An 18,175-nucleotide genomic window follows, 5' to 3' on the forward strand; every position below is an offset into this window, starting at 1 on the left:
ATAATGAATGAACATAATTTAATTTACCCCTTGCTCGAAGATATCGCCCAATTTATGGGCATAAAAAAGGATTCCGAAGAAACGAAAGAAATTTTTATATTTCGCATTCTTTATAGTTATGCAGGATTTTTAATGCTGCAATCGGTTGCAGACATAAGTGAAGATAGCAATAAAACATCAATTGAGCATATAAAAAGTAGAACTTTCAAAAGTGTGAAAGCCCTGTGCTCTATGCTTAATCCAATTTCATCAGACTATAATAGTCCATTTTATGTACTACAACTTATTGATGATTTATACGATACTTACATTAGGAGTGGCTTCATCTACCATTCATCCCGCCATGTAGAATTTGCTAAATCAAAGACTATTTCAGCCTACAATCTTATATTCTATCGTGGACAATCCGTAACCACGTCAGCTAATCAATGGATTGCTTCGGGCAGTGGCTATGTCGGATATAACGAAGCTCCACCCCATAACCTGGAAGATTTAAAATCTGCTTTTTGCCTTCCGAAAGTAACAATAATTGAAAAATGGCAAACCACCCAGTTGAATGCAAAATGGAGACTTGCCGATTTTCACTCTCGAGTCTCATTTCTTAAAACCCAATATCCTTATTACGGAGGATATTGGGTTAAACGGGCGGATAAGACCGGTACTATTTCTCTTATGAAGACGGAGTCTAATCCATCAGATTACTTTCTCTATCGGTATAAAAAAGGTACTTTGGAAGTTTCTGACCTCCCGGAATGGGAAAAGGCTGATTTTGGAATTAGGAATCTCATGGTAGCCTGCCTCGCTTCTTCTAAAACCTTGCCCAGTATAGAATTTCAAGATTTAGCAACATTGGCTGCAATTAAGCTTGGCTATGTGTTGCCCCCTAGAGAAATGACCTTTTATAAGCTTTATAGTTGGCCTCTTCTTTTTAACAATACAAATTCCATTTTTAGGCCACGATTTATGCAAAAAGATGTTTTTACAGTTTTTCAAAGCTTAATGAAAGGTATTGGATATCAATTTAAAGAAGGAGTTCTTTTATGAGTTATAGTGCCAGTTATGTTCAAGAACGATTAAAAAACGAACTAATAAATTACATTAAATCACAATATTTTGGCAAGAATCCTCTTTTGATGCAAGCAATTAAAGATAAGTTGGGAGCCGAAGGTCTCCTTTTCCAGAAGCCTTATATTGAGTCATCACCGGCCTATAAAATTGATAAAAACGGTTTTGAAAAATCAGGACTGGATCCGTGGCTAAAGGATTTTTTTCTAAGACTCTCCAAGGCAAACCTTGGTATTTACCCTTCTCCTTACACCCACCAGATTAAAGCTCTGGAAGAATTCATAAATGGAAAGGATATCTTTGTAGCTACAGGTACCGGGTCTGGTAAAACAGAATGTTTTATGTGGCCGATGCTCGCCAAAATGGCTAACGAAGCCAAGAATCATGCTGATTCCTGGGAAAAAAGAGGCATTCGTACTATTATTCTTTATCCTATGAATGCATTGGTATCAGATCAAGTCAGCCGATTGAGAAAATTATTGGGGGATCATGACGAGAAGTTTGCTGCAATATTCCGTAATGTTTGTGGTGCTCAGAGTCGCCGTCCTCAATTTGGAATGTATACAGGGCGTACTCCCTACCCGGGAGAGAATAATACAAATGAAAATAAAGCCTTAGCAAAAACTTTATCCCATTTCCTCGCAGATTCCGATGATGCTTCTAATCAGTATTTAGAATGGCTGCAAAAAGAAGGAAAAATGCCATCCAAGCATAATTTAACTGATTTTATTGATAAACTTAAGCAGAATCAACACTATACGAATCCAGAAGACGCAGAACTGATTACACGTTTTGAGATGCAGTCATTATCTCCCGATATTTTAATCACAAACTACTCTATGTTGGAATACATGCTGATCCGCCCTATTGAAGGCAAAATCTGGAAAGACACAAAATCTTGGCTCAATTTCTCTCCATCAAATAGGCTCTTGTTCATCATCGATGAGGCACATATGTACCGAGGCTCTGCCGGTGGAGAAGTTGCACTACTGCTCCGGCGCCTTTTCCATAAGCTTGGCATAGGACGCAATCGTGTTCAATTTATTCTCACTACAGCAAGTATGCCTCAAAAAAACAAGGAAGATATAACAAGCATAAAAACGTTTTTTAATAATCTTACTGCATCGGAATCATCAGAATTTGTCTATATAACAGGGGATCGGAAAGATTCCAGCAAATTTGCATCTCAAGAAATACCGAAGGAAAAATTTCTCGCCTTTGATTTAGAAGACTTTGATAGCTCTGAAAAAAATAAGTTCAATGCATTAAAAACATTTTGGGACGGTATCAGCGGAAACCACCAATCTTTCACAACACTTCAGGACATAAGTTCCTGGATGTATGATAATTTAACTACGTTTAAACCTTTTAATAAATTACTGACCTTATGCCGTGGATCAGCAGTTTCCTTGAATGAATTAGCACAAAATATTTTTCCTGATTATAGTCATGAAGAACAATTAAAGGCTGTGAACACCTTGCTGACAATCGCGCCGCTAGCCAAGAATGAGAAAGGATTAATCCTATTTCCTGCAAGGATGCACATGCTTTTCCGTGGATTAAAGGGTGTCTATGCTTGTGTCAATGAAAATTGTCCTCACCATGTATCTAAAGATAGGTTCACTCTAGGAGAAGTTCTACTATCCGATGATAAACTAATTTGTCCTACTTGCCACAGTCCAGTGTATGAACTCTACAACGATAGACGATGTGGTGCCTTATTTTATAAGGGGTATATCTTAGAAAATGACCTAGACAAGAAACGAGCTTATTTATGGCATTATCCAGGACAACTTATCGACCAAAGAATGAAAGCAATATATCTTTTTATTCCTCCGGAAGGATATAACCGGCGAGCAAAAAAGAATCAAGCATATCAGATTAAACCTTGCTATATGGATTGTAAAAGTGGATATCTTTACTTCGATGATTCCAAAGCGGGATGTGAAGGGTATAGAAAATTATATTATTCTGAGTATGTAGAAAATGGAAAACCTAAGGAATTCGTCTTTAAGACGTGCCCTCATTGTGAACACGCACTTATGCATACACAGTTCACCTCATTTCAGACAAAGGGCAATCAAGCATTTAACAACTTAATCGAAACACAGTTTGATTTAGAATCGCCGGTACCTGGAAAATCTCAAGACAGATATCCTAATGAGGGACGTAAAGTATTGCTTTTCTCAGACAGCCGACAGCGTGCTGCAAAATTAGCACGAGACATGTCTGAAACATCTGAAGCTGAAGTCATTCGTCAACTATTTATACTGGCAATTAAAATGATGCAGACGAATAAAGATTTATCCTTGGATGATTTATATGGATTTTTCTGTCTCGTATGTAATTCCAAACACCTTAATTTATTTTCAGGTAAAGAAAATAGCGATTTTAAAAGGCATGTTGAATATGAGCAAATAAATAAAGAACGGTGTAAAAAAAGGAACAAGGATTACGTTCCCAAAAAGAAATCAAATAATGCTATTTTCACATTCCAATGCTATTTATTGCGGCTTTTTAGTGGTGGATATAATACCTTTTATGACACGGCCATGGCCTGGCTGATGCCTCAAGAGTCTATCTGTGATGATACTGTGTTTGATATACATGAAGTTATCCCAGGCATAACAGAAAGTGATTTCATTGAGTTATTTAATGCCTGGCTCCTAAAAATTTTTGATTCATCCACTGCTTTAGGGCATACCATCAGTAACGAATGCCGTTTGGAAATCCGTCCCAGTTATGGAAAAGAATACGGACTTAAGGAAGACTGGGAGTTCAGTAATGTCATTAAGTCCCTTATGGGTTGGAAAAAGAATTCTGAAGAGCAAAAGAAAATCAGGGATATTTTTACTCGTAATTTCTTAGAAGAAGGCCCTGGTGGGAAATTATTTGTCAAGCTTGATGCCGTGACCCCTTATTTTGACCCGAATCATATTTGGTACCGATGCAAACAGTGCGCTGAAATAACCCCATACCGGCTAAAGGGTTGTTGCCCATTTTGTGGTTCTGACCAAATCCATGAACTGGATGCTACTGATAAGGAAGCGCTTAAGTTTTGGAATAAACCAATCGAAAGGGCCCTCAATGGCGAAAAAATTCAACTAATCAATACAGAAGAACATACAGCCCAGCTTTCCCATAAAGATCAACGTGACCGGCTGTGGTCAAAAACTGAAGAATACGAGCTGAGGTTTCAAGATCTAATAAAAGAGGATGAAAAACCCGTAGACATCTTAAGCAGCACAACCACCATGGAAGTAGGAATTGATATTGGTTCACTGGTTGCTGTAGGTCTTCGCAATATTCCGCCCATGAGAGAAAATTATCAACAAAGAGCCGGACGCGCTGGACGAAGAGGGGCAAGCTTGTCTACAATTGTAACTTATTGTGAAGACGGGCCTCATGATACAATGTATTTTGAAAACCCAGAGCCCATGTTTAGAGGCGATCCCAGACGGCCCTGGATTGATATTATGAGTGAAAAATTGATTTATCGTCATTTAAATTTAATTGCGTTAGAAGATTTTTGCTTTACTAAAGGTCAAAGTTTGGATAAGCTCCCTACCTCTGAGTTTATAAACTCTTATCTTGAAGAATTTTTCTCCTTCTTAAATATTTTTTCACTCCCCAAAAATTCCATATTACTTCCAAGAGGGTTCAATTTTAATATCACTAAATTTAGGAATGAGCTAAAAGAAGAAGTGACCGAACTTGAAACTCACCTAAAGAAACACCCTGAACTATACGATCAGAACATTGGACAAAATAGGTCTTCAAAAAAATCATTACTTGACGCACTGTATGAAATGGGTACCATTCCCACCTACATGTTCCCCAAGAATGTAGTTAGTACATATATAAGCGATGCAAACGGTAAAGTTAATTACGAAGTCAGCAGAGGATTAGATGTTGCTATTAATGAATATGCACCAGGCCGCTCCGTTGTAGTTGATAAACAAACCTATCAAATTGGAGGTCTCTACTATCCAGGCAGTGAATACAGACCTAAATCCTATACCAGTCCGGCTAAAGCTTTTCTAGAGGACAACAATTATGTAAAAGGCATCAAAAGATGTCCAGATTGTGGATGGTTTGGATTAGCAAGTGACGATTATAAAAAGTGTCCATTTTGCGGGAATCCTAACTTGGTTGATGATTTACCGATGGTTAGACCTTGGGGATTTGCACCGAAAAATGGTGAACCTATCCATGTTGCCCAATTGGAAGAAGAATATTCCGCTGTAGGACAGCCCATTTATTCGACTGTACCCGATGAAAATGATGTAAAAAAAGTTCCCGGAATAAAATGGATGAACTCTGCTGTTCGTCAGAATCAAAGAATCATTATGATTAATAAAGGAGTAGACAATCAAAGTGGTTTCATGATTTGTGAAGACTGCGGAGCTATTATGCCTGGAAATGACGAAAAAGCCTTAAAAAATGTAAATAGGCCTTACCATATCAATAAAAATCGTCCCTGCCACCATATGTCAACAAAGAACATTGATCTCGGATTTGATTTTATTACGGATATGTTGGTATTAGAAATTCCATTAAATCCATCCCTTATTAATGTTGATAGAAAACGGAACCTGTGGTTAAATCGGGCGGCCCAATCACTTTCTGAAGCAATCAGATTAGTTGCCTGCCAGGAACTAGATGTTGAATTTACAGAATTAGTCACCGGATATAGAGTACGAAATACAAATAATTCAACTTCTATTGATCTCTATTTATATGATGCCCTTTCAAGTGGAGCAGGTTATGCAATTGAGGTAGGAGCTAATATTGCTCATTTAATTGACCTGGTAGAAAAAAAGCTTGAATCCTGCACCTGCGAATCTGCCTGCTCAAAGTGTCTAAAGCATTATAGAAATCAGCAGATACATGGCCTTTTGGATCGTTTTGCTGCTTTGGATTTACTGCGGTGGGCAAAATATGGGAAATTACCAGATGCAATCCCTATTAAAAGGCAGCTAGAATTATTAGACCCCGTTAAAAATATCTTGGAGGATGCTAAGATAACGCTGGAAATTAAAGGCAATAAATTATATCGTGTGGACCATGATACAAAGAAAGAGCTTATTGTATATCCTGCAATGTGGAAAAAGCCAAAAAATCCAGAAATTGTATATGTAAGTGATATTTATTTGAAATACGCAAAGCCGTATGCAGTAGATATGATTTCCAATCAGTGATTTTCATTGGAGACTGTTAGTATACTATTACCTGCACCATCCACATAAAGCGCAATATTCGTAATACCTGTCTGCCGTCAATTTAAACTAATAACAGTGTTATCACCCGACCATCAAATGATAATTTAGTTGATTTCTAACATAAGACAAAGAGCTATGAAGAAATAGACAATCTCCTCTTCATAGCTCTTTCTATATTTTACTTGCCATCATTGCAAGTCTAATAAATCAGGAAGAATTTTATAATATTCACACTTCTGCTTCAGTATCTCCAGCATGTACCAATCATATCAAAAATCTTTGTCACTTATACAACTGTTCCATTGAAAATCTATGAACTCTCAAATAGAATTTTAAGACATCTTCCAATGCATAAATTGGAACTGGTCCAACTAAATCGCAGTCAACAACTCCAACTCCATACTGCGAAGCTTCGCTCTTAATCGTCTCAAAGACTCTATGTATTGGAGTTTTTTCATAATTCGTCAGATTCATTGATACTTGAACTATGCCCCCTCGATCTTCCAAAGCGAGTGCAATTGCCCGTACATTCTGATATCCACCAGTAGCGGCACGCACGGCCTTAACAATTTTCTTACCAATCTCAATATCCTTTGTTTGCAAATTTACATTAAATGCTACTAACGGGAACCGGACCCCCGTAACCGTGGCTCCACTTTTTGCATTGAACACATTGGGCCCTTCATCAGGATACCATTGTGGATCCTTCATTTTTTCTTCAAGGCCTTCATATTGACCCTTTCTGATTTTGGGTAAGCTTTTTCTCTCTTCCCTAGTAGCAGCGTCTTCATAATAATAAACAGGAACACCCAAATTACCCATAAACTTTCCATATTCCCTGCAAATTTTTAATGCTTCTTCGGTTTCAACGTTCCTCACGGGAATAAAGGGAACTACATCTACAGCGCCAATTCGGGGATGAGCCCCACTGTGATGACGCATATCAATAAGTTCTATTGCCTTGGCTGACAAACGTTTGGTAGCTTCCAAAACATCAGTTGGATTGCCCTTGAAAGTAAATACTGTCCGATTATGATTGGGGTCAGACGAAATTTCCATTACATCAATTGGATTACCATCAAGCATAGCATCTTTTATTTTATTAATAACGGCTTCATTGCGCCCCTCACTAAAATTAACTTCCGCCATTAACGTTTTTTCCATTTTACGACCTCCCTATCAACTCTTAGTAACACTAGCCAGCAGTTTTAACATATCTTCTTTAAATTTGGTTCTTCACGGAAATTTGTGGACTAGAAGACATTTGACTATTGAAAAAGGACATTAACTCCTCCAAAATATAAGCGACGAAACCATACCTTGGGAGGAGAAAATGTCCTTTACTAATTACACTATTCAAAATAATGCAGAATGTCAAGATGTCTTTTACAATGTCTTCATGCCGGAAGACCCTTTTGATGACAGCCAGGAGATTGTTATTTGCAGTGAAAAGAAATATACCGACTTCCGTTGTCCTAAATGTGGTCAGAAAATGTATTCTTACGAGCCATTTTCTACCTACTTGAAAAGTTTTCCTGCGTATCCTGAGCATACCAGGATGATCCGCTTTGAAGGGCATCGCTTCCGTTGCTCCTGCTGCCATGCAACCATCACTGAGCCTATTCCCTTTAAATATCCCGGGACTCGCATTACCATGAGGGCTTCCCTTTGGATTGAGACGCTGCTTCGTAATGGAATCCCTGCCAATGCAATTGCCAAGATGTCAGGAATTCACTGGAGCACGATTCGCTATGTCCACAAACAGCTCATGGATGAATCTCTCGATAAATATGAAATGGAATTGGAGCTGACCTCTTACAAGCCCCGTTTTCTGGCCATCGATGAGTTTGCTATCCATAAGGGACACACTTATGCCACTTGCGTCATGGATTTAGCGACAGGTTATATTCTCTGGGTCGGCAGAGGTCGGGCGATAGCTGACTTCGAGCATTTCTTCAAGGAATATGATCAGACAAAGCTGACAGAGGTCAAGGCAGTCGCCATGGATATGAACGCTTCCTACAACAAGCTGGTACAAGAACATCTGCCGCAAGCTAAGGTCGTGTATGATCGTTACCACATGCAGGCTCAATTCGGGAAGGAAGTATTAGGTGTAGTAAGACTTGATGAGGCCAGAATGCATAGGGATAAAGCCAGAAACATGCAAGAAGCATTAAAAGACGCAAGCAATGAAGACAAGCCGGCTTTGAAAGAGCAGATATTCAATGAAAAGAAGAGCTACCACAAATTGAAGAAAGTCCGCTGGCCGTTACTCACCAATGAAGATAGGCTGAATCCTAAGAACAAAGAAGCGTTGCAGGCCATCTTTGCAGAGCACGAGGATCTGGCAATATGTTATTCCATGAAGGAAGAGATGGTAGCCCTCTATGAATTAAGGGACTATGACAAGGCTCTTGCAGGATGGAAGCGCTGGTTTAAAGCTGCACTAGGCAGCGGGATTCCGGCCCTGGTTAGGTTTGCTAAGATTAAGCTGCCAAGGATAGACGGTCTGGTGAACCATGCCCTGTACCCGATAAACACAGGGAAGCTTGAGGGTTTCAACAACAAGATTAAAGTGGCCAAAAGAAGAGCGTACGGATACAGAGATGATGAGTACTTTTTCACGTTAATTCGCTACCTCTCAATTCCGACCGTAAGAGGTATACTCCCGAAAAAAACGTGAAGAACCTTAAATTTAAGAACTATGGTCTCGTCTTTAATCAATGACAAATTTGCTTCGATATTTAAGGCACAATCTTTTATCGCACTTTCAGCCATATAAATAGCAAATAACAAATCAGAAAGACATGCCGGATTTGAATTGCCTAAGAGCATTTTTCCTAATTTCCAAACCCTAACTGACAAATTTCCATTATCTCTCGGCACTTCAGCGGCACCTACTGCAGCAAGCTGTATTGCATTTTTTCTTTGAGTTATTTCCACATCATTGCTTTTAGGAAGCTTAAATGCCTCAACAATTTGGCAATAAGCCTCCCGATCTTTTATACAACCGTTTTGTAGTTCAATGGATAATTTATCTGCATCTTCAGATATAGCTTTATATTTATTTTCGTCAAAATTAACTGGTTTCTTCATTGAAAGTTTAGCCACCATGGAAATCGTACTTGCCGCGATTGCAGATGCTAAAGCAGACCCGGCACCACCTCCAACCGTAGCATCATTCGAGTCAAGTAACTTTTTCAGAATCTCGAGAACATCTTTTTTCATTTTTTCTCCTTTTTGGGTACCCTTATTAAACTTTCAATACCATTTTCAAAATATTAAAGTCACTATTACAAATACTGCTATTGGATATGCCCATCTCTAACAATAATTTCGCCGTTTTTAATAACCAATTCGATCAATTGTTCGCCATATTGGTATATTAGATTTTCGAAATTAGGTGTATTCAACAAAATCAAATCTGCAACCTTACCCTTTGCCAGTACGCCTCTATCTTCTAAGGTAAGAGCTTTAGCTCCGCCATAAGTAGCTGCCCTAAAAGCCTCTGCAGGAGTAAATCCGTGACGCCGGCATGCCAATGTCAACACAAAAGGCATAGATACACACCAATTACCAGGACAACAGTTAGTTGCCAGCGCTAAAGTCATCCCACAATCAAGCATTGGTCTGGGATTAAAAGGTTTTGGATGGTTTACAGCAAAATCAATTGCAGGCAAAACAATCCCTACAACATTTGCTTCCTTTAGCTTCGGAAAAACGCTTTGTGGAGTATAGTTGAGGTGTACAGCAGATGCCATTTTCATTTCGGCAGCAAGGTCGGATCCGCCAATATACGAGTAAGCATCTGTATGTATGGTTGGAATGAGCCCATATTCTAATCCAGTGGATAATATTTTTCGACTATCTTCAGCCGTAAAATGCCCTTCATCACACCAGACATCATTGAATGTCGCCATTTTAAATTTCGCAACCTGAGGAATCATAGTATTGCATAGAAAATCAATGTATTCCTCTTTTTTCATATTTTCATCCCAGCCATGACCACCCAAGAATGTCGACACAATATCGATAGGCAAGACGGTTCCTAATAATTTATTTACCTCTAGCATTTTCATTTCTGATGACAATGTTAAACCATAACCACTTTTACTCTCTAATGTAGTCGTACCATTAATCATCATACGACGCATCCTGCCCTCTGACTGTTCTGCAAGTTTTTCCAAGGGAAGGTCACGTGTCATATGAACGGATGCATATATGCCAGTTTCAATTCCTAATTTTTTTAATGTTTCAGGATTAGAATCCGTTAATTTAACAGTGTATTCTGCAACACGTGAACCCCCAAATACTACATGAGTATGAGCATCTACAAAACCTGGAATTAGTGTTTTTCCTGAAGCATCAATTATTTTAACATCGGGTTCTGATTCCAAATTTGGATTCATATCTTTCTGGTAACCAACATTTTCTATTATTCCGTTACGGACAAATAAATAGCCGTTCTCAATCATTCCAACATTATGATTACTTTCACCCTGCATCGTTAAAATTTGACTAGCATTCTTAATAAGAACACAATTTGTAAACCTCATAGAAATCACCCTTACTTACAACAAAAGGATGGGGAAGGAAACCTGTTACCTCCTCCCCCATCTATGAGAAACTGTAGTTATTATGAACCTGTTTACTTTAATCCACCAAAGTTGAGATTAAAATAACCTCTTAACGCTTTGCTTTATATAACACATTGCGTGTTATTAGCGGACGTATTCACCTTCTGGGCCAAACGTAACTTTATCTGCGGGTTCCCACCACAGAGGAACTTTAATGCTTTCACCGCCAGCAATCTTTCCTTTTCCGTTGCAAACATCTTTCGCGGTTTGGAAGCCTGCCTGAGCATGACGTACAACACCAATTCCAGAGTCAGTAGTCATGCACGCAGCCAAACGGAAGTCTGCTTCATCGGTTCCGTCTGCGATCATTGTTACGCCAGTATGGACAGCTTCGCCCATGGAGTAGTTAGCTTGAATTGCGATAAGGTCACACATAGCGGCACAGTCAAGCAAACCATTCAGCATTGGCCAGTCGGAAATGTAGTCGCCGCCGTCAGGCATGTTTTCGGATTCAAATGTCGGATTGACGATAGAACCGGAATCAAGGTTGTCTCTAGAGAAAGCAACAGGACCCTTAACCTCGCCTTTTTTAATTAATTCATTAACAGCAAGAGCGAATCTCTTTCTTTCACCAAATCCCATGTAGCAGATTCGAGCAGGAAGTGCTTCAATAGGAAGATGCTTTCTAGCCAAGTTAATCCAGCGTTCCACAAGCTTATCGCCCTTACAAATTTCAAGGGCCAAATCATCAAGCCGTGCAAGATCTTGCGGATCCCCAGAAATACAAGTCCACCGGAACGGCCCACGTCCTTCACAGAACAAAGGTCTGATGTAAGCAGCTACAAAGCCTTCGATCTGTTTGGCCTCTTTTTCTGGCATACCAGCATCCATACATTCTTTTCTGATACTTGTCCCGTATTCAAATACCTCGACGCCACGCTTTTTGAAAGCAATCATAGCTCTCAACTGGCGTTTCATCGTCTCTCTTGCATCCTTCAGATATTTATCGCGATGTTCTCCACGATATTTATCGGCTTCCTCACCGGTATACCCTGAAGGGATGTAAGAAATTGGGTCATGGCACGGACACATTTCAGTAACAACATCAGGAATATAGTTCTTTCTGAGAGCTTCTTCATAAATATCAGCAGCATTTCCGATAACTGCAATTGAAATCGGGTCATCAGCAGCGACGTGCTCTTTCGCAATCTTCCAAGCTTCATCAAGGGTTTTGACCTTAATATCCATATAATTCTTAGAAATGCGTCGGTCGATTACTCTCTCATCTGCGTCAGCAAGAATAACGACTGCACCATGCATCTTACCTGCCCATGTCTGGTTTCCGCCCATTCCGCCAGCACCAGCAGTCATAAAGATCTTTCCGTGCATATCATTTTCCCAACCTTTTTTCAAAACGATAGCAGACAATGTCTCAAAAGTACCTTCAATTACGCCCTGAGTTCCAATATATTCCCAAGGAGCCGCCGTATATTGTGCGAAAATCGTAAGATTCTTATCCTGCAAATCATAGAAGCGTTCCCAGGTCGCCTTCATAATGTTGGTAGTAGCCATTACAACTCTAGGAGCTAATGTATGCGTCTTAAATACTGCAACGGGCATACCCGACTGAACAACAAGCGTTTCATCGTTTTCCAGGGTTTTCAACGATTCAATAATTGCATAGTACGATTCCCAGTTTCTGGCGCATTTTCCGTTACCGCCATAGATGATAAGAAGTTCAGGAGATTCCGCATTTTCCATATTATTTTCGAGCATACGCAGAATCGTTTCTTGCTTCCATCCTTTGCAGCGTAAGCTTTCAGGCTTATCAAAACCGCCTCTTTGTGCCTTTACCGAAAACAGAACTTCGGGTTTGCCAGCCTTCGGTGCAAACATGTTGCCACCATTTTGAGTCATTTTCTTTTCCTCCATTTCGTAAATTAAATTTGGTTTGAAAAAATCTTTCTAACCACGAGTACACTTGCATTATATTTTTATCAAGTCGAGGGTTCGTCGAAGAAACTTTTGTTATTTTTCGGATTCTATCGTCGATATGTTTTCAATGAGTTGGTACTCTGTTTCCATTGGAATAGAGCGTCTCCGTTCTTACTGCATGAAAAATTATACCCTCTACACTTTTTATTTAAGTTCTATGACTTTTTCTAAGATAGCGCATGCCTGCTACGGTTCATAGGCCAATAAGTCATTATGACTGCCCCATTCAGGAACTTAATTTGAGTCCCGACCAGTCATTTCAATCGAAGATTAGGTGCTTTATACTGTTTCAGCTGGGCTCTAACAATACTTAGCTTTAACTTCTATGTACACCCAGTATCCATTTAAATGCAAACAAAAGCAGCTGTGAATTAGTTGAGCTCCGATATGGCATCGGTACTCAATTACTTCACAACTGCTTTTGTTCCGATATTATACTATCAGCTATTGCACAGTTGATTTGCACAGTACAGAAACTTTCGTAATATGTGACAATAAAGTTATTGTCCTACACACTAATTTTTGTTCTTCTAAAATATTATTTATAGTACTACACATACATGTCGAGTTTCACTTATAAACATTTAAAACAATTAATTATTCTTTATACTATGTATTATTATTTACTTTTTATACTTTTAAAATAATCTTTTTCATCTTACCTTTTAAATAAATCACAGATTATGATATCATGGTACTATATTTCAAAAACATTTTAAATTTATATCACATTATGTTTATTTTTTCTCCATATTAGATCATTAAAATATCAGATAGTGATAATCTCCAACTAAATAATTTGGGTCTATCTGGCAATTCAGAAGCAGTTAAATTTCGCTATAATGATTAGAATATTCAGTATATTATGTTTTTTGTAAAAACATAATATACCAAATTATCGCAACAATCACGTTCTACGCATTAAAAGTATATATAACATGAGTTTTATTTCCTTTAGTTTTATAAGAAGGAGGTACGAGTATGTCTATTAGTGTTGAAATGTTAGGAAAAGCACAAGTCAAAAAAAATAATCAACTTGTATCTTTTCCATATCGCAGAGCAGAAGGTCTTTTTTACTATTTAGTAGCCAAAGAAACAATAAGTAGAGATGAGGCAATTGGAATATTTTGGACTGATTGTTCTGAAGATATTGGAAGAAAAAATCTTAGAGATGCCCTGTATCACATAAAAAAGCTATTGGGAAAAAATATTATCCTCATTGGCGGTAAAAATACAATAAGCATTAACTCTTCAACTATATCCTACGTCGATTATAAGAATCTTTTCAGTGAAAATATTTTAAAGTGTTCCTATGGTATATTCTTAAATTTTTTCGGTTCTTCACGGAAATTTGTGGACTAAAAGACATTTGACTATTGAAAAAGGACATTAACTCCTCCAAAATATAATCGTCGAAACCATACCTTGGGAGGAGAAAATGTCCTTTACTAATTACACTATTCAAAATAATGCAGAATGTCAAGATGTCTTTTACAATGTCTTCATGCCGGAAGACCCTTTTGATGACAGCCAGGAGATTGTTATTTGCAGTGAAAAGAAATATACCGACTTCCGTTGTCCTAAATGTGGTCAGAAAATGTATTCTTACGAGCCATTTTCCACCTACTTGAAAAGTTTTCCTGCGTATCCTGAGCATACCAGGATGATCCGCTTTGAAGGGCATCGCTTCCGTTGCTCCTGCTGCCATGCAACCATCACTGAGCCTATTCCCTTTAAATATCCAGGAACTCGCATTACCATGAGAGCTTCTCTCTGGATTGAGACGCTGCTTCGTAATGGAATCCCTGCCAATGCAATTGCCAAGATGTCAGGAATTCACTGGAGCACGGTTCGCTATGTCCACAAACAGCTCATGGACGAATCTCTCGATAAATATGAAATGGAATTGGAGCTGACCTCTTACAAGCCCCGTTTCCTGGCCATCGATGAGTTTGCTATCCATAAGGGACACACCTATGCCACTTGCGTCATGGATTTAGCGACAGGTTATATTCTCTGGGTTGGCAGAGGTCGGGCGATAGCTGACTTCGAGCATTTCTTCAAGGAATATGATCAGACAAAGCTGACAGAGGTCAAGGCAGTCGCCATGGATATGAACGCTTCCTACAACAAGCTGGTACAAGAACATCTGCCGCAAGCTAAGGTCGTGTATGATCGTTACCACATGCAGGCTCAATTCGGGAAGGAAGTATTAGGTGTAGTAAGACTTGATGAGGCCAGAATGCATAGGGATAAAGCCAACGACATGCAAGAAGCATTAAAAGACGCAAGTGCTGAAGACAAGCCGGCTTTGAAAGAGCGGATATCCGAGGAAAAGAAGAACTACCGCACATTGAAGAAAGTCCGCTGGCCGTTACTCACCAATGAAGATAGGCTGAATCCTAAGAGCAAAGAAGCGTTGCAGGCCATCTTTGCAGAGCACGAGGATCTGGCAATATGTTATTCCATGAAGGAAGAGATGGTAGCCCTCTATGAATTAAGGGACTATGACAAGGCTCTTGCAGGATGGAAGCGCTGGTTTAAAGCTGCACTAGGCAGCGGGATTCCGGCCCTGGTTAGGTTTGCTAAGATTAAGCTGCCAAGGATAGACGGTCTGGTGAACCATGCCCTGTACCCGATAAACACAGGGAAGCTTGAAGGCTTCAACAACAAGATTAAAGTGGCCAAAAGAAGAGCGTACGGATACAGAGATGATGAGTACTTTTTCACGTTAATTCGCTACCTCTCAATTCCGACCGTAAGGGGTATACTCCCGAAAAAACCGTGAAGAACCATTTTTTCTATATAAAAGATTGCCCTTTATTCGATGAATGGGTAGATCAAGTAAGATTGGACATCCAGAACTATTTCATAGATTGCGTTCACGAAAAATTAAAATCGATAAATACTAAAGATAATGCAGAAGATTTCAATAGAATTGGAAATTTACTAATTGATTACAAGATTTTCGATGATGAAGTAATGAAACAACTCCTAGAGCACATTATGAACGCAGGATACCCTGCCACAGCTAAAAAACTCCTTAATAATTACAAAAAAATGATAGAAGAGGAATACGAAGATGAGCCCGATGGTCGACTATCAGCTATAGTTAATGAAAAAAGCCTATTAAGAATAAACCGAAGAGAACAAAATAGTAAATTTCACCTCCCTGTATCCTTTTTTTGCAGAGATAATGAGATTTCTTTGATTACGGATGACTTTCGCAATTTTATGGATGGAAATAACTATTCATCATTATTAATCACCGGAGAAGCGGGGGTCGGAAAATCAGCACTTCTCTACCAAGTCAGCAGCGCCATTAATCCAAAATCAGCTGTCGTCCTCAGATATCAATGTGTCCAATCTGAAGTTGATTTATATTTACGTCCTTGGAGTGATTTATTAGCTCAAATAGAATTATTTATTCTCAATAAAACAACAGAAATCACGCATAAGTCAACAGATATTAATATTCCATCCTCGCTTTTTGCCACTCAGTTTGAGCAAAATATTAAGATTGCATTTGACAGGCTTCGTGAATTCATAGGAGACAGCAAAAAAATCATTCTGGTTATTGATGATATTCAATGGATGGATTACGCTAGTATACGCTTATTGGCGAATATCATAACATGGGGAAAGAATAATTGCCTTTTGGCAATTTTAGCAGCCCGAAATGAGTTATCCAGTGAAAGTAATAAAATAATAAATTCATTATATAAACGAGATCTTTTAACGGAGATACCTTTGAGTCGATTTACATATGAAGAGAGCAAAAAAATCATCGCTACCTATCATCCAGCTCTCGCCAAAGAGAAAAAAAACGTGGATTCTATTTATGACAATACTGCTGGCAATGCCCTTTTTCTCCTAGAATTCTTAAAAGACTACAATCCAGATAACCCTAATCCAGGTCTTACACGTAAGACCGTAATTATGATACAAAATCGTCTTTTAGAATTGACTACTGAAGAGCAAAATATTCTGAATATTATTTCTTTATTTCCCCGTTTTGCTACGTTGAGAGATCTACAGATTTTTGATCATAGGTCCTTGAATTTAATTTTAATGGATATAGAGCATTTATTGTATTGTCAATTAATTTGTTTCAATAATACTTATTTCAATAACGGCTACGCATTCTCTCACCAACTTATCAGGAACTATATTTATAATCAATTACTTCCAGACAAAAAAATTATAATGCATTCAATTATAGCTGAAGAATATGAAAAAGATTATAGTACAAACCATGCGAGTCGCCTGCTGCCTAGTTTAATACATCACTTTACTGGCGCAAACAACCTCTATAAAGCATATAATTACCAGCTCGAATACTTCTACAACATATTTACAATTCAGAATGAAATATATCCTTCAACGCTAAATACAGAGAGTTGTGCTTCTATTCGTCTACAGCCTCTCTCATCCTCTGATGCTCTTATTTCTTTAGCAAAAAAAATTCGGGCTCTGGATGCGTCAGTACCAGATGCTGATTTGTTAAAAATGAAAGTCGAATTTTTAATAGGTCGCTACGATTTATATTCCGGATCTTTTGACCACGGTCTAAAAAATATTAGTAACAGTATTTCTATAGCGCTTCAGCGAAAAGATAGCGAGTACCTACTTAAGAATTATTTACAAATGATTTTTCACGCTATTCAGGTCAATAATCTAAAAATGTTTAATGATTATCTCACTTTATGCGAAGAACTTATACAAACCAATACATATGATAAAGCTATTATCTTTACAATCAAGAGATTAAGGGGTTTATTTTTGATGAAAAATTATAGGTATAAAGAGGCAGAAGAAATTTTCGTTCAAATAACAACCTCCCTCTCCGAGGAAGATATTGATGAAGATAATACTAATATTGCTCTTGCTGCATGTTCAAATTACATAGGGGAATGCAAGCAGATGACCGATCAACCAAAGGCTGCCCTTTCATATTTTTTTAAAGCTATAGAATATACAAAAAATGAGCCTTCCTTTAGTGGCGTTGCCATATTTTTATTGAACGTCGGCCAACTTTATTACAGAGAAAATGACTTTCCGAGAGCTGAAAAATATATTGACAAGGCTTTGGAATATACTGATAAGACAGATGCTCTTTGGGGTAAAGCAAAAGCAAATGCCTATAAAGCTCTCCTGGAAATTCAGCAAGAACACTGGGATAGTGCAAGGAAATTTTATGATAGGGCTTCTAGTTTTGCCAACATAGGAAAAAATCCTCTAACACTTACATTGCTTGAGGAAGTGAATAAAAAACTACAAACACATCAAGCAAGCTAGATTGGCATTATTCGATAT

The 18,175-nt window shown here is 38.4% G+C and carries 10 protein-coding genes; 6 read left to right on the forward strand and 4 right to left on the reverse strand.

All coding sequences use genetic code 11. The annotated features are described in order from the left end of the window. Nucleotides 1–3 precede the first annotated feature (3 nt). Both LKE33_01430 and LKE33_01435 read left to right on the forward strand, forming a co-directional pair. A complete protein-coding gene (locus LKE33_01430) occupies nt 4–1,044 on the forward strand; it encodes a hypothetical protein (GenBank protein MCH3949587.1) in 1,041 nt (346 codons plus the stop codon). After that, nucleotides 1,041–6,266, forward strand: coding sequence for a DEAD/DEAH box helicase (locus LKE33_01435; protein ID MCH3949588.1), 5,226 nt, complete (start codon nt 1,041–1,043; stop codon nt 6,264–6,266). Before LKE33_01430 ends, LKE33_01435 begins: the two co-directional genes overlap by 4 nt. Before the next feature lie 303 nt (nt 6,267–6,569). On the opposite strand, the gene ftcD is transcribed toward LKE33_01435, so the two are convergent. After that, complete coding sequence (gene ftcD, locus LKE33_01440; protein ID MCH3949589.1) at nt 6,570–7,451, reverse strand: glutamate formimidoyltransferase; 882 nt, start codon at nt 7,449–7,451, stop codon at nt 6,570–6,572. 169 nt (nt 7,452–7,620) lie between these two features. Here ftcD and LKE33_01445 point away from each other — a divergent pair, with 169 nt between their 5' ends. Then, the gene (locus LKE33_01445) at nt 7,621–8,970 is read left to right on the forward strand and encodes an ISL3 family transposase (protein MCH3949590.1); all 1,350 of its coding nucleotides are present in this window, start codon (nt 7,621–7,623) and stop codon (nt 8,968–8,970) included. On the opposite strand, the gene LKE33_01450 is transcribed toward LKE33_01445, so the two are convergent. The 3 genes from LKE33_01450 to LKE33_01460 form a co-directional block, all read right to left on the reverse strand. After that, entirely contained in the window at nt 8,922–9,515 is a 594-nt protein-coding gene (locus LKE33_01450) for a cyclodeaminase/cyclohydrolase family protein (protein ID MCH3949591.1), read from the reverse strand. The genes LKE33_01445 and LKE33_01450 overlap by 49 nt on opposite strands. 77 nt (nt 9,516–9,592) lie before the next feature. Beyond that, nucleotides 9,593–10,843, reverse strand: a complete 1,251-nt coding sequence (gene hutI, locus LKE33_01455; protein ID MCH3949592.1) for an imidazolonepropionase — start codon at nt 10,841–10,843, stop codon at nt 9,593–9,595. Nucleotides 10,844–11,008: 165 nt separating this feature from the next. Further along, nucleotides 11,009–12,781: a urocanate hydratase gene (locus LKE33_01460; protein MCH3949593.1), complete on the reverse strand. Its 1,773-nt coding sequence runs from the start codon at nt 12,779–12,781 to the stop codon at nt 11,009–11,011. A gap of 1,059 nt (nt 12,782–13,840) precedes the next feature. On the opposite strand from LKE33_01460, the gene LKE33_01465 reads away from it, so the two are divergent. The 3 genes from LKE33_01465 (at nt 13,841) to LKE33_01475 (ending at nt 18,157) form a co-directional block, all read left to right on the forward strand. Further along, nucleotides 13,841–14,221, forward strand: a complete 381-nt coding sequence (locus tag LKE33_01465) for a hypothetical protein (protein MCH3949594.1) — start codon at nt 13,841–13,843, stop codon at nt 14,219–14,221. Nucleotides 14,222–14,297: 76 nt separating this feature from the next. After that, on the forward strand, nt 14,298–15,647 hold the full coding sequence (locus LKE33_01470; GenBank protein ID MCH3949595.1) for an ISL3 family transposase: 1,350 nt from the start codon (nt 14,298–14,300) through the stop codon (nt 15,645–15,647). A 62-nt stretch (nt 15,648–15,709) separates the two neighbouring features. Then, complete coding sequence (locus tag LKE33_01475) at nt 15,710–18,157, forward strand: AAA family ATPase (GenBank protein ID MCH3949596.1); 2,448 nt, start codon at nt 15,710–15,712, stop codon at nt 18,155–18,157. Nucleotides 18,158–18,175: the final 18 nt, after the last annotated feature.

It is taken from the genome of Acidaminococcus sp. (assembly GCA_022482815.1).
Lineage (GTDB): Bacteria > Bacillota > Negativicutes > Acidaminococcales > Acidaminococcaceae > Acidaminococcus.

Excerpts from the sequence above, each read along its gene's own strand:
- LKE33_01465 (MCH3949594.1), top strand. The coding sequence starts at position 13,841 with ATGTCTATTAGTGTTGAAATGTTAGGAAAAGCACAAGTCAAAAAAAAT.
- LKE33_01435 (MCH3949588.1), top strand. The coding sequence starts at position 1,041 with ATGAGTTATAGTGCCAGTTATGTTCAAGAACGATTAAAAAACGAACTA.
- ftcD (MCH3949589.1), bottom strand. The coding sequence starts at position 7,451 with ATGGAAAAAACGTTAATGGCGGAAGTTAATTTTAGTGAGGGGCGCAAT.
- LKE33_01460 (MCH3949593.1), bottom strand. The coding sequence starts at position 12,781 with ATGACTCAAAATGGTGGCAACATGTTTGCACCGAAGGCTGGCAAACCC.
- LKE33_01470 (MCH3949595.1), top strand. The coding sequence starts at position 14,298 with ATGTCCTTTACTAATTACACTATTCAAAATAATGCAGAATGTCAAGAT.
- hutI (MCH3949592.1), bottom strand. The coding sequence starts at position 10,843 with ATGAGGTTTACAAATTGTGTTCTTATTAAGAATGCTAGTCAAATTTTA.
- LKE33_01430 (MCH3949587.1), top strand. The coding sequence starts at position 4 with ATGAATGAACATAATTTAATTTACCCCTTGCTCGAAGATATCGCCCAA.
- LKE33_01445 (MCH3949590.1), top strand. The coding sequence starts at position 7,621 with ATGTCCTTTACTAATTACACTATTCAAAATAATGCAGAATGTCAAGAT.
- LKE33_01450 (MCH3949591.1), bottom strand. The coding sequence starts at position 9,515 with ATGAAAAAAGATGTTCTCGAGATTCTGAAAAAGTTACTTGACTCGAAT.